At 69.9% G+C, this 13,989-nt stretch carries 12 protein-coding genes; 7 read left to right on the forward strand and 5 right to left on the reverse strand.

Features of this window, described 5'->3' with window-relative positions:
• Positions 1-23 precede the first annotated feature (23 nt).
• From IU476_RS09445 to IU476_RS09455, 3 genes are all read left to right on the forward strand, one after another.
• Positions 24-857: a sulfurtransferase gene (locus IU476_RS09445; RefSeq protein ID WP_195098650.1), complete on the forward strand. Its 834-nt coding sequence runs from the start codon at positions 24-26 to the stop codon at positions 855-857.
• A gap of 2 nt (positions 858-859) precedes the next feature.
• On the forward strand, positions 860-1,165 hold the full coding sequence (locus IU476_RS09450) for a DUF1416 domain-containing protein (RefSeq protein ID WP_195098651.1): 306 nt from the start codon (positions 860-862) through the stop codon (positions 1,163-1,165).
• 182 nt (positions 1,166-1,347) lie between these two features.
• Positions 1,348-2,085, forward strand: coding sequence for a heme-binding beta-barrel domain-containing protein (locus IU476_RS09455; protein WP_195098652.1), 738 nt, complete (start codon positions 1,348-1,350; stop codon positions 2,083-2,085).
• Positions 2,086-2,552: 467 nt separating this feature from the next.
• Here IU476_RS09455 and cydC read toward each other — a convergent pair whose 3' ends face one another.
• The 5 genes from cydC to IU476_RS09480 all read right to left on the reverse strand — a co-directional run bounded on the left by cydC (position 2,553) and on the right by IU476_RS09480 (position 10,018).
• Complete coding sequence (cydC, locus tag IU476_RS09460) at positions 2,553-4,235, reverse strand: thiol reductant ABC exporter subunit CydC (protein ID WP_195098653.1); 1,683 nt, start codon at positions 4,233-4,235, stop codon at positions 2,553-2,555.
• Positions 4,232-6,346 carry an ABC transporter ATP-binding protein/permease gene (locus IU476_RS09465; protein WP_195098654.1) on the reverse strand — a complete coding sequence of 705 codons (2,115 nt, stop codon included), beginning with the start codon at positions 6,344-6,346 and terminating at the stop codon, positions 4,232-4,234. The genes cydC and IU476_RS09465 overlap by 4 nt, the downstream gene beginning before the upstream one ends.
• Positions 6,347-6,349: 3 nt before the next feature.
• A complete protein-coding gene (gene cydB, locus IU476_RS09470; RefSeq protein WP_195098656.1) occupies positions 6,350-7,423 on the reverse strand; it encodes a cytochrome d ubiquinol oxidase subunit II in 1,074 nt (357 codons plus the stop codon).
• A 9-nt stretch (positions 7,424-7,432) separates the two neighbouring features.
• Complete coding sequence (locus IU476_RS09475; RefSeq protein WP_195098658.1) at positions 7,433-8,893, reverse strand: cytochrome ubiquinol oxidase subunit I; 1,461 nt, start codon at positions 8,891-8,893, stop codon at positions 7,433-7,435.
• Positions 8,894-9,100: 207 nt separating this feature from the next.
• Complete coding sequence (locus tag IU476_RS09480) at positions 9,101-10,018, reverse strand: aminodeoxychorismate lyase (RefSeq protein WP_195098660.1); 918 nt, start codon at positions 10,016-10,018, stop codon at positions 9,101-9,103.
• Between the two features lie 169 nt (positions 10,019-10,187).
• Between IU476_RS09480 and ygfZ the strand changes: the two genes are divergently transcribed.
• From ygfZ to IU476_RS09500, 4 genes are all read left to right on the forward strand, one after another.
• Positions 10,188-11,303 (forward strand): CAF17-like 4Fe-4S cluster assembly/insertion protein YgfZ, encoded by a 1,116-nt coding sequence (ygfZ, locus tag IU476_RS09485; RefSeq protein WP_195098663.1) that lies wholly within the window; start codon positions 10,188-10,190, stop codon positions 11,301-11,303.
• The gene (locus tag IU476_RS09490) at positions 11,300-12,031 is read left to right on the forward strand and encodes an MOSC domain-containing protein (protein ID WP_195098664.1); all 732 of its coding nucleotides are present in this window, start codon (positions 11,300-11,302) and stop codon (positions 12,029-12,031) included. Before ygfZ ends, IU476_RS09490 begins: the two co-directional genes overlap by 4 nt.
• Positions 12,028-12,990 (forward strand): asparaginase, encoded by a 963-nt coding sequence (locus tag IU476_RS09495; RefSeq protein ID WP_195098665.1) that lies wholly within the window; start codon positions 12,028-12,030, stop codon positions 12,988-12,990. The genes IU476_RS09490 and IU476_RS09495 overlap by 4 nt, the downstream gene beginning before the upstream one ends.
• 173 nt (positions 12,991-13,163) lie before the next feature.
• Positions 13,164-13,376: a DUF3073 domain-containing protein gene (locus tag IU476_RS09500; protein ID WP_195098666.1), complete on the forward strand. Its 213-nt coding sequence runs from the start codon at positions 13,164-13,166 to the stop codon at positions 13,374-13,376.
• Positions 13,377-13,989 lie beyond the last annotated feature (613 nt).

Consider the following 13,989-nt stretch of genomic DNA (forward strand, 5'->3'; position numbering starts at 1 on the left):
TAAGTCACATCGAAAGGAACAACATGGCTCGCTCCGATGTCCTGGTCTCCGCAGACTGGGTCGAAGAGAACCTCAACGCCCCCGGCGTCGTCATCGTCGAGGTGGACGAGGACACCTCGGCCTACGACACGGGTCACATCGAGAACGCCGTGAAGATCGACTGGAAGAAGGATCTGCAGGATCCGGTTCGGCGTGACTTCGTCAACCGGGAGCAGTTCTCCGACCTGCTGTCGGCGCGCGGTATCGGCAACGACGACACCGTGGTGCTCTACGGCGGCAACAACAACTGGTTCGCGGCGTACGCGTACTGGTACTTCAAGCTGTACGGCCACCAGAACGTCAAGCTGCTCGACGGCGGCCGCAAGAAGTGGGAGCTCGACGGCCGCCCGCTGTCGACCGACGCCGTGACCCGCCCGGCCACCACCTACAAGGCCGGCGAGCAGGACCTGTCGATCCGCGCCTTCCGCGACGACGCCATCCAGGCCATCGGCAGCAAGAACCTGGTCGACGTGCGTTCGCCCGACGAGTTCTCCGGCAAGATCCTGGCGCCCGCGCACCTGCCGCAGGAGCAGAGCCAGCGGCCCGGCCACATCCCCGGCGCCATCAACGTCCCGTGGTCCAAGGCCGCGAACGAGGACGGCACCTTCAAGTCCGACGAGGAACTGGCCGCCCTCTACAAGGAGGCGGGCCTCGACGGCGAGAAGGAGACCATCGCCTACTGCCGTATCGGCGAGCGTTCCTCGCACACCTGGTTCGTGCTGCAGGAGCTGCTCGGCCACAAGAACGTCAAGAACTACGACGGGAGCTGGACCGAGTACGGCTCCCTCGTGGGTGCACCGATCGAGTTGGGAGCCTAACCATGTGCGCAGCACCTACCCAGGGCCAGGCCCTGCCGGCCAACGTGGACACCGAGAAGGAAACCGTCCTCACCGGACGCGTACTCGACGCCGACGGCAACCCCGTAGGTGGCGCGTTCGTCCGGCTGCTGGACTCCAGTGACGAATTCACCGCCGAGGTGGTCGCCTCCGGCACCGGCGATTTCCGCTTCTTCGCCGCGCCGGGCGACTGGACCATCCGGGCGCTGTCGTCGGCCGGCAACGGCTCGGCGGCCGTGCGGCCCGAGGGCGCCGGCATCCACAGCGTGGACGTCAAGGTCGCCAAGTAGAGCACCTCGCGGCGCAGGCCGGAACGGCCCCGGGAACATGTTCCCGGGGCCGTTTTCGTATCCGCGGACCGGGTCGTTAAACTTCGGGATGTGGTCCTTGCCTTCGAGATTCTGCTGGTTCTCGTCTCCGTGCTGATCGCCTGGTTCGGTCTGTACGTCCTCTACCGGCTGTTCACCGAGTCGTGACAGAGTCGGCGCGCGAGAACGTCGACAAAGCAACACCGAACGGCACGGCGGACGAGACGCCGGCCGCTCGCACGGACGGCGACGCCCGCCGCGGCGCTGCCGAGGATGCCGCGCGCCGCAGTGGCGACCAGGCGGTCGCCGAGGCGGCCGAGCGCGCGAAAACCACGGCCGCCCGCAACATTCCGCAGCTGCCGGGCCTGCCGCTGCCCGAGGACACCGCGAATCTGCGCGAGGGGCCGGATCTGAGTTCGTCCATGCTGGCGCTGCTGCCCCTGGTGGGCGTCTGGCGCGGCGAGGGCGAGGGCAACGATCCCGAGCGCGGCGACTACCACTTCGGTCAGCAGCTCATCGTGTCCCACGACGGCGGCGACTACCTGGCCTGGGACTCGCGGTCCTGGGTGCTCGACAGCGACGGCAAGTACACCGGCCCCGATCTGCGGGAGAGCGGTTTCTGGCGGGTCGGCATCGACGGCGACGACGAGGTCATCGAACTCCTGCTGACGCACAGCTCCGGCATCGTCGAGTTGTTCTACGGCCAGGCGCTCACCCAGTCCTCCTGGGAACTCGCGACCGATGTGGTGATCCGCAGCCAGTCCGGCGCGGTCGTCGGCGGCGCCAAGCGCCTGTACGGCATCGTCGAAGGCGGCGACCTCGGCTACGTCGAGGAGCGCGTAAAAGCGGACGGTGCCCTCGAACCCCGCCTCTCCGCACGTCTCCAGCGCTACATCGGCTGAGCGGTACTCGATCGGTCGGCGTCACCGCGCCCCCGGAAATGGAACGACCCCCGAGCCTTATCGCGGAGGGGGTCCTCTCGCGATCCCGGTCGGACGAACCGGGGGCTCGGGGGTCGGGTGGCCGCCTGGGATTAGCTCCGCGCTCGCGCGAACGAGAATCCGTTGGCAGCGGTGGCGCTAGCTGGCAGCCACCTCACGTGTCCGCAAAATACTCATATCTTCGAACCACCTCCTTTCCCGTGTACACACGAATCTAGTGGGCGTTCCGCCGGTCGGCAACGGATTTTCGCGCGCAGCGGAAGTGCAGGTGGGAGGGAATTTCCGGGCCTGCGGAGTGGTTGCGGCGGATCTTGTTGGGCGGCCCCGCATTCGTACTCGCGTACTCGTGCGCCAACGCCCTGCGTGGGGCCGACGGACGGTTGCTCGCAGCCGCGGCGCAGTTCAGTGGGGATGGGTGGCGATGCCGCCTAGTGGTTTGCCGTCGCGGTGGCGCGAAGCGAGAGGTGGCCACCCGGGTGGACCTCGACGACGGTGTCGGCGCGGTGGTCCGGCGGGAGTTGGTGGGTGACGACCACGACGGTGCGGTCCGGGGCGACGAGTCCGCTGTGTTCGTCGAGCAGGGCGCGCAGGATGGCCGCGCCCGCTTCGGCTTCCAGGTGTTCGGTGGGCTCGTCGAGCAGCAGTACGTCGGCAGGGGCGACGAGGGCGCGGGCGAGCAGGATGCGGCGGCGCTGACCGCCGGAGACCGCGGCCGCGCCGCCGACCAACTCGGTGTGCACACCTTCCGGGAGACCGGCGAGCCACGGCCCGAGTCCCACCGCGCGCAGAGCGGTTTCGGCCTCCGCTTCCGTCAGATCACCGCGAGCCACACGCAGGTTCTCCAGCACAGTGGTGCCGAACAGATGCGCGTCCTCGGCGAAGAACGTGACACAGGGGCGGGGTGTATCGAACAGCCCCGCCCACTCCATCAACAACGTCGTCTTCCCGGCACCACTCGGCCCGACCACAGCGATGCGCCGACCAGCAGGCAACTCGAACCCGGTGCGAGATTGTGGCCGATCCGCTTGTGCGGCGGTTTGATTCGCGGTCGTGGGGCGCGGGAGGGGTGGCGAGGAGGCGGTGGTGACGCGGTGCAGGGCGGCGCGGCCATGGGAGAGGGCTTGGGCGGCGGCGGGGAGGACGCCGACCGCCTCGAATGCGGAGAGCGGCAGGAGTACCAGGACGGCCAGGGCCATGGGGGTGATGCCGCCGGGCGGGGCGGGCTGTAGCGGGTCGGCCGGTGCGCCGGTTCCGCTGCCGTACAACATGATTCCGATGAGCAGCGCGGCGAGGACACTGACACCGATCGACAGCGGGGTGGCGGCGGCCGCCCAGGCGCTGCGGGAGGCCGCACGGTCCTCCGCCGCCACGGCCCGCCGGCTCGCATCGGCCGCCGCGTCGAGCGCGCTGTGCAAGCGACCGGCCACGCGCAGTTCGGGCGCGTGATCGAGGACGGTCACCGCGGCCGCCGTGAACTCCCGCCGGTCCGCCCGCACCGCCAGTTCGGCCTCGCGCGCGGCCCGCGTGGACAACCAGGGCGCGACGATCCCCGCCACGGCCAGCGCCACCGCGAGCACCGCGGCCGCGGCGGGCGAGACCACGGCCAGCAGCCCGACCGCCGCGACGGACAGCACCACCGCCACCGCGATCGGCACGAACGCCCGCACCACCACGGCCCCGAGATCATCGATGTCGGTCCCGATCCGAGTCAGCAGATCCCCACGCCGCAACCTCGCCGGATTGCCATCGGCCCCAACCCCTTCGCCCCCACCGCGCCGCATGGTCCAGAAGTCGGCGGCTGCCAGGGTTGAATAGACGCGGGCGCGGGCGGTGGTCATGGCTCGGAGAGCTACGTCGTGGGTGGCGAGACGCTCGAGGTAGCGGCACAGGCCGCGGGCGATGCCCAATGCTCGGACGGCCACGACGGCGATGCTCAGGTCCAGCACCGGGGGCATCTGCCAGGCCCGCGCGATCAACCATGCCGCCAGCGCCGCCAACGCGAGCCCACTGCCGAGCGCCAGCGTGCCCCACCCGATCGAAACCGCCACCCGCCACCGCGACAGCTCCAACAGCTCCCACATCCGCCGAAAGTCCTTCAGCGCCTGCCTCATCGCCACACCCCGCCCGCACGCCCGGCACCGGCGGACCCGTCCCTAGCCACATGAACCAGTCCGTCCCGAGCGTCGGGAACTAGCTCTTCTCGCGCGTCGTGAACCAGCCCGGTCCGGTTGTTCGGCGGCTCGCTGTCAATGGCGTCGACCACGCCGGGCAGTGCGACGACAGCGGACCTGTACGTAGCACCACCCACCTCGACCACCTCGTCGGCGGCGGCGAGCACGGTGGGCCGGTGGGCCACCACAACGACCGTGGCACCGGCACGGGCGCGAGCGGTCAGGGCCGCCAGCACCGTGGCCTCGGCGGCGTCATCGAGGTGGGCCGTGGGTTCGTCGAGAAGAAGGACGGGACGATCGGAGGCCAGGACGCGAGTGAGGGCGAGGCGTTGCCGCTGCCCGAGCGACAACCCCAGGCCACCGGTACCGACAAGGGTGTCCCAGCGCTCCGGGAGTTCGTCGAGAACGGCATCGAATCCGGTTGCAGCGCAAGCAGCTTCCAAATCCCCGAGCACCCGGACCGGCCCCGCCGCAGGCTCCTCGACCCGCGCACCGAACAACTCCAGATTCTCGCGCAGCGTGCCCGGCAACAGCACCGGCCGCTGCGGCAACCAGGCCACCCGCCCCCACCACCTGTCGGCATCGAGCTCCGGCACCGCCACCCCATCCACGGTCACCACGCCGCGATCAGGCTCCAGCAGACCCAGAACAGCTTGCAGCACAGTCGATTTACCACACCCGTTCGGCCCCGTCAGCACCGTCACCCGCCCAGGCCGCAACACCGCCGAAAACCCATCAGGCGCACCGCCGTCCCGCCCATACACCGCAAGCCCCCGAACCTCCACGACCCCACGGAAACCCTCGAGATCGCCCCCACCACGCATCTTTCCGCCGCCGCGCACCGTCCCACCACCACGCATCTCCCCACCGCCATGGACCGCCCTATCGCCACGCCTCTCCCCACCACCACGCGCCGCCTCGCCCCGCGCGACCGCGCCATCAAAGGCCAAGCCTCCACCACGAGCCACGCCGGCACCACCGGCCACCGATCCACCACCTACCAGCGCAGCACCACTCACCACTGATTCCCCACGCACCACGTCCCCACCGGGCGCAATCCGATCCACGCCCGCTGGCTCCAACACCGCGAAAGCCTTGGTGGCGGCCGCCATCCCGTCCTGCGCGGCGTGGAATCGCTCCCCGACCGCACGCAGCGGCAGATACACCTCGGGGGCGAGGATCAGGCCGAGCAGGCCCGCGTACAGGCTCATGTGCCCGAATACGAGCCGCATGCCGATCGATACGGCGACCAGCGCGACACACAGTGTGGCAAGGAGTTCCAGGACCATCGACGAGAGAAATGCCACTCGCAGCGCCGACATCGTCCGGTCGTGCAGCGACTCGCCCAGCGCCCGGACCCGGTCCCGTTGCGAACGCCGGGAACCGAGACCGGCTCCCTCCCGCCCCAGCGCCCGCAACGTCGGCATGCCCGCGAACAGGTCGAGCAGCTGGTCCGACAGCCGGGTGGTCGCTGCCAGCGTCGCGGCCGCCCGTCCTTGCGTCATCAATCCGATCAGCACCATGAACACCGGGATCAGCGGAAGCGTCACCAGAATGATCGCGCCCGCGGTGAGATCGTGAAACGCGATGACCCCCAGCACGATCGGCGGCACCAGCACGGCCAGCAGCAGCGCCGGCAGATAGCCGGTCAGGTAGGCCCGCAGCCCGCTCAGCCCGCTGCCGACCACCACGGCCAATTCGGTGCGGCGCGAATCCAGCTCGCGGGGCGGCAGTTTCGCGGCCGCGCCGAGCACCGACCGCTCCAGCTCCGCCACCACCTCCGCGCCCGCCCGATGCGCCAGCCGCGCCTGCCACCAGGTCGCCGCGGCCCGACAACCGACCGCCGCCGCGAACACCACCAGTTCGCCCACCCAGGCCCCGACGCTACGACGCCCCGGATCGGTGATCACCCCGGCGAGCACCCGCGCCAGCGCCAGCGCCGCCACCACGATGCACGCCGTGGTGACCAGTGAAAGTCCCACGCTGACAACGAGATACCGGCGGGCCGAGCGGGCGTACCGCCACAGGCGCGGGTCCACGGGCCGGGCCACGGCTCAACTCCTCACCACGTCCGACGACCGGGCGGCCGCCATCGGCAGCCCGATCGCCGGCGGAATCTGCTCGGTGGTCAGGCGCTTGCGGAACACCCAGTACGTCCAGCCTTGATAGATCAGCACCATCGGCGTCAGGAACACCGCGCACCAGCTCATGATCTTCAGCGTGTAGTGCGTCGACGAGGCGTTGGCGATGGTCAGGTCGTAGGCGGGGTCGATGGTGGAGGGCAGCACGTTCGGGTACAGCGAGCCGAACAGCAGCACCACCGCGCTCACGATGGTCACCGCGGTGCCGAGGAAGGCCCAGCCGTCGGCCTTGGTGCCGTGCGCCTTCCCCTTTCCCAGGTACAGCGCCGCACCGGCGAGCAGCAGCCCGGCGACCGCCAGCCCCACCATCGCCCAGGTCCACCCTTTGCCGTAGGCGAGCTGGGTCCACAGCCCGAACGCGCCCACCGCGACGACCGTCGGAATCCACAGCAGCCGTTCGAATTTCACCGCGGCCGCCCGCACCTCGCCATCGGTCTTCAGACTCACGAACACCACGCCGTGCAGCAGGAACAGCAGCATGGTCGTCACGCCGCCGAGCAGCGCGTAGCCGTTGAGCAGCGGCAGCAGCCCGCCCTCGAGCTGCTTGTCGGCGTTGAGCCGCACCCCGTGGACGATGTTCGCGAAGGCCAGGCCCCAGGCGAAAGCCGGTATCCACGAACCCAATCCGATGCCGAGGTCGGCCCACCGCCGCCAGCGCGGATCGTCGATCTTGCCGCGCCACTCGATGGCGCAGGCCCGTGTGATCAGGCCCACCAGGATCAACAGCAGCGCCAGATAGAACCCGGAGAACAGGCTGGCGTACCACTCCGGGAAGGCGGCGAACATGGCCCCGCCACCTACCAGCAACCACACTTCGTTGCCGTCCCACACCGGTCCGATCGTGTTGAGCAGGACCCGCTTTCGGGTCTCGTCGCCCCGGCCGAGGATCGGCATCAGCATGCCGACCCCGAAGTCGAAGCCCTCCAGCACGAAGTAGCCGGTGAACAGGATGCCGATCAGCAAGAACCAGAATTCGGGCAGACTCATCATCGGCTCCTAGTAGGCGAACGACAGCTTCTCGACCGGCACGGCGTCGCCGGTCGCGGCGGGCGCCGCGGGTTTCTCCTCGGGCCCGGTGACGACATAGCGGCGCATCAGGTAGAACCACGCCACCGCCAGCAGGCCGTACAGCAGCGTGAACACGATCAGCGAGAACAGCACGGTCCCGGCCGAATTGGCGGAGACGCCCTGCTGCACGGTCATCCGGATGTCGAGGTCGCCGGTCGGGTTGGGCGCGACAACCCAAGGCTGGCGGCCCATTTCGGTGAACACCCACCCGGAACTGTTGGCCAGGAACGGCGTCGGGATCACGAGCAGGCTCAGCCAGGAGAACCAGCGCTGATCCGGCACCCGGCCGCGCCGCGTCAGCCAGAACCCGAGCAGCGCGATGGCGCCCGAGCCGGCGATCCAGCCGATCATGGCGCGGAACGACCAATAGGTGACGAACAGGTTGGGCCGGTAGTCACCCGGTCCGTACTTCTCGTTGTAGGCGACCTGCAGATCCTTCACGCCCTCCAGCGTCACGCCGCTGAACTGCCCCTCGGCCAGGTAGGGCAGCACGCCGGGCACCTCGATGGCGTGCGTGACGCTGTCGCAGTTGTTGTGCGTGCCGACGGTGAGGACCGAGAAGTCGGGGTCGGTCGCGGTGTGGCACAACGATTCCGCCGAGGCCATCTTCATCGGCTGCTGCTTGAACATCAGCTTGCCCTGCACGTCGCCGGTGATCAGCAGCGCGATACCCGCGACGACGATGATCCACATCCCGACCAGCCCCGCCGGACGCCACAGCGACCGCGCCTCCGCCAGCTTCGCCGCGTCGCCCGAGCGGGCGTTGCGCACCATCCACCAGCCGGCGATACCGGCTACGAACGTGCCCGCCGTGATGAAGGCGCCCGCCACCACGTGCGGAAACGCCGCGAGCGTGGTGTTGTTGGTGAGCACCGCCATGATGCTGTGCAGTTCGGCGCGCCCGGTCTCCGGGTTGTAGTGCGCGCCGACCGGGTGCTGCATGAACGAGTTGGCCGCGACGATGAAGAAGGCCGACGCGTTCACGCCGATCGCCACCAGCCAGATCGTCGCCAGGTGCACCCATTTCGGCAGCCGCGTCCAGCCGAAGATCCACAGCCCGAGGAAGGTCGACTCCATGAAGAAGGCGACCAGGCCTTCCAAAGCCAGTGGGGCGCCGAAGATGTCGCCGACGAACCGGGAGTACTCGCTCCAGTTCATGCCGAACTGGAACTCCTGCACGATGCCGGTGGCGACGCCGAGCGCGAAGTTGATCAGGAACAGCTTGCCGAAGAATTTCGTCAGCCGGTACCAGCGTTCCTGGCCCGTCACCACCCACGCCGTCTGCAGCCCGGCGACCACCGGGGCCAGCCCGATCGTGAGCGGCACGAAGAGGAAGTGGTAGACGGTGGTGATACCGAACTGCCACCGCGAGACATCGACGACGTTCATGACCGCGCCTCGCCGAATCGAGGCGCGATCGTCCGCATCGGATGTGGACGGATTCCCGCGCTGCCGGTGCCCATGGGCCCTCCTGGTGCCGTACTACGACATGTCGTAGTAAAGGCTACGCCGGGCGGGCCGAAGATCAATGAGTCCTACGCCACGACACTCCGCGGCTTTTCGCTGTGCGGTAACGCCTTCCGACTCCGGTCGCCCTCACGACCAGTCGGCCACGCTCCAGGTGCGCGCGACGCCGCGATCCACCAGCTCGGCGATCTCGGACGCGCACTCCGGCGGCGACATCCGCAGGCCGTCCAGCGTCGCCACCCGGGCGGCCAGCGTGACGCTGCCCAGTAGCCAAACACTATCCGCCGTAATGAGATCCGCGGTGAAGAAGGACTCGTAGCGGCAGTCCCAGCCCGCCTGCTCGGCCTCGGCGAACAACGCCCGCTGGGTGATGCCGGGCAGAACGCCGTGCCGCGCCGGCGGGGTGATCAGTTGCTTGTCGCGCTGCAGCACGACGGTCGAGCGCGGTCCCTCCAGGACCCGGTGCTCGGTGCTGGTGTAGATGACGTCGTCGGCTTCCATGCGCGCCGCGAACCGCAGCGCCGCCATATTGGTGGCATAGGACAGGGTCTTGGCGCCCAGCAGCAGCCACGGCGCGTTCGGGGCCAGGTCGACGGAGATGCCGCGCGAGAGGGTGATCACCGAGACGCCCTCGGTGCGGGCCTTGTGCACGCGCTCGGCCACCGGCACCACCAGGACGTACGCGGTCGGCACGGGCGCCCGGTCGGCCGGCTTGCGCGAGGCGGCCCGCGTGGTGGATTCGACGCTGTCGCGGCCGCGGGTGAGCACCATGCGCAGCATGCCCTCGCGCTCGCTGCCCCACTCCTTGGCGGCGGTCTCGACCGCCGTGCGCCACTGCCCGAGGTCCGGATCGGGCAGGTCCAGCGCCTCGGCGGACCGCCGCAGCCGGGCCAGATGTAATTCGAGCGCGCAGAGCTTCCCGTCACGTACCAGCACCGTCTCGAAGACACCGTCACCGCGCAGCGCGCCGATGTCGTCCGCGTAGAGCAACGGCTCGTCCGGGTCCCGGACGGTGCCGTCGAGTGCAACCAGAACTCGATCCACCATGCGCAGCAGCCTAGGCGAATCGGGCGTGCTACGAAGGGGTACCGAACCCACGCTGGGTAACCGGTCGGCCGACAGTGCGATCAGTTGTCGGCGGGCAACACCGTGGTGATCGACAACACTACTTCCGCCGGAGCGCGGCCGGCCGCCGCGCACCGCATACAGTGGTTGTGTGTCCGTGGTTTCTCCGCCCAGTCCGTTGCTCACCGCACCGGGGGCCGTCCCGGGCCCGCCGGATGGTCCCGACGCCGCGGTCGCGTGGCATTACGGGGATCCGTTCGGCGAGCAGCGCGCCGCGTCGCAGCGTGCCGCGGTCGTCGACCGCTCGCACCGTTTCGTGCTCACCATCACCGGCGCCGAGCGTCTGACCTGGCTGCACACCATCTCCAGCCAGCACATCGCCCAACTGGACGACCGGCAGACCGCCGAGAATCTGGACCTCGACCTCAACGGCCGGGTGCAGCACCACTTCGTCCTCACCGATCTCGACGGCACGCTGTGGATCGACACCGAGGGCGAGCGCGGGCCCGAACTGCTGTCCTTCCTGCAGAAGATGGTGTTCTGGGCCGACGCGAAACCCGAAGCGGCGCCGGATCACACGGTCCTGAGCCTGCTCGGCCCGCAGGCACAGCAGGTCGCCGACGCCGCGGGCATCGGCCCGCTGCCGCCGACCTACGCGGCGGTCCCGCTGCCGGACGGCGGCTTCCTGCGCCGCATGCCGTGGCCCACCGACGACTCCTTCGACCTGGTGATCCCGCGCGACGCGCTGGCCGACTGGTGGACCCGGCTCACCGACGCCGGCGCGGCGCCGGCCGGGATGTGGGCGTTCGAGGCGCTGCGGGTGGCGGCGCTGCGGCCCCGGATCGGCGTCGACACCGACGAGCGGACGATTCCGCACGAGGCCCGCTGGATCGGCGGCGTCACCGAGCGCGGCGCGGTCCATCTCGACAAGGGCTGCTACCGGGGTCAGGAGACGGTCGCGCGGGTGCACAACCTCGGCAAGCCCCCTCGACAGCTGGTGTTGCTGCACCTGGACGGTTCCGCGGACACCCGCCCGGTCACCGGAGACCCGGTCACCGCGGGCGGCCGCACGGTCGGCCGCCTGGGCACGCTCGTCGACCACTTCGAATACGGCCCGATCGCCCTGGCACTGATCAAGCGGGCGGTCCCCGCCGACGCGGCTCTCGAGGCGGGCCCGATGGCCGCGGCGATCGATCCGGACACGCTGCCCTCCGACGACGCGCCGCAAGCGGGCCGGCTGGCCGTCGAGCGACTGCGCGGGCGATGAGCGACCGGACCGGGCCGAGCGTCCCGGGAACCGTCGGCCGCGTGCTCGCGGTCTGCGTGCTGCACGCCGAACTCGAACTCCCCGCGAAGGTGAGCCGGGTGGGCCGCACCGCCATCGACAAGCGGCCGGTTCCGCACCGGGTCGCGGCGCGGGCGCTGGGCCTCGAGGGAGATCACGTGTGCGACACCAGGAATCACGGTGGCGTGCACCAGGCCGTCTACGCCTACGCCGAGGAGGACGCCCGGCGCTGGGGCGGCGAGCTGAACCGCACCCTGCCCGCCGGGTGGTTCGGGGAGAACCTGCGGATCGCCGGGCTGCCGGTGAGCGACGCGGTGCTCGGCGAGCGCTGGTCGATCGGCGACACCCTGCTCGAGGTGAGCGCGCCGCGGGTGCCGTGCGCGACGTTCGGGCACTGGTCCGGCGAACAGCGCTGGGTCCGGCGCTTCACTCTGCGGGCGGACACCGGCGCGTACCTGCGGGTGCTGACCGAGGGCACGGTCGGCGCCGGCGACGAGGCGCGGGTGGAGTACGTCCCCGAGCACGGCGTGACGGTCCGCGACCTGTTCACCGGCGCCGATCCCGAACGGCTGCAACGGTTGCTGGCGGTCGAGCCGACCGTGTCCGACGATGTCCGCATGCAGGTCGCCCGGCATGCCCGCCGGCACGCCGCCTCGGTCATCGGGCCGCGGCAAGGGTCGGCCGTCCCGGAGAACGAGGTGGCGTCGTGAGCGTCGAACTGGTGGAGGTGGTGCGCTCGGGTTTCCGCGAGTGCGTCCACCGCGGCTCGCTGGTGATCCTGGACGCCGCCGGGGAGCCCGAGGTGGCGCTGGGCGAGGTGCACCTGCCGATCTTCCCGCGCTCGACCAACAAGCCGATGCAGGCGATCACGCTGCTGCGCAACGGTTTCGAGCCGGTCGACGACGCCGAGCTGGCGATCGCCACCGCCTCGCACTTCGGCGAGCCCGATCACGTCGCGCTGGTGCAACGCCTGCTGGACCGCTTCGGTTTCGCGGAGAAGCAGCTGGAATGCCCGCCGGACCTGCCCTTCGACGAGGCGTCGCGGGCCGCGGCGCTGTTCGGCCGCGAGCGCGGGGAGGCCGCCCGCCGGATCTACATGAACTGTTCGGGCAAACATGCCGCCATGCTGGCCACCTGCGCGATCAACGGCTGGCCGACCGAGAACTACCTGGACCCGGCGCACCCGCTGCAGGAGGCGGTGGTGGCGACCATCGCCGACCTCACCGGCGAACCGGAGTCCGACCTGGGCATCGACGGCTGCGGCCTGCCGATCGTGCCGGTGGCGCTGGTGAATCTGGCCCGGGCCTACGCGACCTTCGCGACCGCCGCGCCGGGCACCCCGGAACGCCGGGTCGCCGATGCCATCCGCGCGCATCCGCGAGTGATTTCCGGCACGGACGGACCGGACCTGCTGACCATGCGGGCGACCCCCGGACTGGTGTGCAAGATCGGCGCCGACGGCGTGCACGCGGGCGCGCTGCCGGACGGCCGGGCCTTCGCCTACAAGATCGACGACGGGCACGACCGCGCGCGGATGCCCCTGACGCAGGCAATTCTGCAGCGGATGGGAGTGGCGTGGACGGCCGAGCACGCGGCCCTGGCCGCCCCCGCCGTGCTGGGCGGCGGTGCCCGGGTGGGCATCATCCGGGCAATCCCCGGGGTGCTGTAGCGGTTCCGCGACGGTGCGACAACCCGGCAAACCCGGGCAGATCCGGAGTCTTCCCCCACTCATGGAAGCGCGACCGCCGGACACACGCTAAAGTGTCTGTCAGGAAGAGTATTAATTCGAACGGGGCCGCCAACCACCCCAGGCCGCCCCGCAGTGACGCGAGGGGGTCAGCCATGGGCCGTGGCCGGGCTAAGGCAAAGCAGACCAAGGTCGCACGTGAGCTCAAGTACAGCTCGCCGTCGACCGACTTCGCGAGCCTTCAGCGCGAGCTCTCGGGACACTCCCGTGACTCGCAGCGCAGCGGCGTGCTCTCCGATGAGCACGACGCGGACGATTCTGTACCGCGCTGGGATGACGACGAGAATTACGACGACTGGCGCCGCTGACCCTGATCGACGTGCGAAGGGGGAGGCCTGAGGGGCCTCCCCCTTCGCACGTCGCTACGGCAGCCGGCGTCTCTCGCCGCTAGTTCCCGCACCACACACAAGGCTCGTACCGCAGGTGCCCACAAGCTCAGGGCACCAGCCACGATTCGCCATACACCCGAACGGATCCCGCGCCGGAAACCCTCCGGCGCGCCCGTCGGCACCCCCGAGTTCCCACTCCTCGCCCCCCACCCCGAGGCCCCGAACTCCACCCCGGGCACGCAACCGGCAAACCCCCCAACGGCATTCGCCTCCCCAATGCCGCCCTCGTCCACACACCCCCTCCCCAAGCCAGGTCACGGGCACCCTCCCCACCGACCTACCGCGCACCACCCTCCCAGCGCCAACAACAATTCCCCCACGCCTCAACACATTCCACCCACCCCGACCAAGACATCACAAGACCCACCCAGACAAGACCCACCCACCCCCCTCAAAAACCAAGTTCAAATACCCCCCAAATAGGCCAACCCCCAAGGTTTTCGGCGCGTCTCGGTTTTCGGGTGCCGCCGCGCCGCGACGAAGGAGGAACAAGCCGCACCCCAAAACACACAAACCACCCCCCAACAACCCC

Source organism: Nocardia blacklockiae (genome assembly GCF_015477355.1).
GTDB lineage: Bacteria > Actinomycetota > Actinomycetes > Mycobacteriales > Mycobacteriaceae > Nocardia > Nocardia blacklockiae.

What these genes read in the sequence shown, in the direction of transcription:
- cydB (WP_195098656.1), bottom strand. Translation starts at nt 7,423, where the DNA reads ATGAGTCTGCCCGAATTCTGGTTCTTGCTGATCGGCATCCTGTTCACC.
- IU476_RS09500 (WP_195098666.1), top strand. Translation starts at nt 13,164, where the DNA reads ATGGGCCGTGGCCGGGCTAAGGCAAAGCAGACCAAGGTCGCACGTGAG.
- IU476_RS09475 (WP_195098658.1), bottom strand. Translation starts at nt 8,893, where the DNA reads ATGAACGTCGTCGATGTCTCGCGGTGGCAGTTCGGTATCACCACCGTC.
- IU476_RS09450 (WP_195098651.1), top strand. Translation starts at nt 860, where the DNA reads ATGTGCGCAGCACCTACCCAGGGCCAGGCCCTGCCGGCCAACGTGGAC.
- cydC (WP_195098653.1), bottom strand. Translation starts at nt 4,235, where the DNA reads ATGAGGCAGGCGCTGAAGGACTTTCGGCGGATGTGGGAGCTGTTGGAG.
- IU476_RS09490 (WP_195098664.1), top strand. Translation starts at nt 11,300, where the DNA reads ATGAGCGACCGGACCGGGCCGAGCGTCCCGGGAACCGTCGGCCGCGTG.
- IU476_RS09445 (WP_195098650.1), top strand. Translation starts at nt 24, where the DNA reads ATGGCTCGCTCCGATGTCCTGGTCTCCGCAGACTGGGTCGAAGAGAAC.
- IU476_RS09480 (WP_195098660.1), bottom strand. Translation starts at nt 10,018, where the DNA reads ATGGTGGATCGAGTTCTGGTTGCACTCGACGGCACCGTCCGGGACCCG.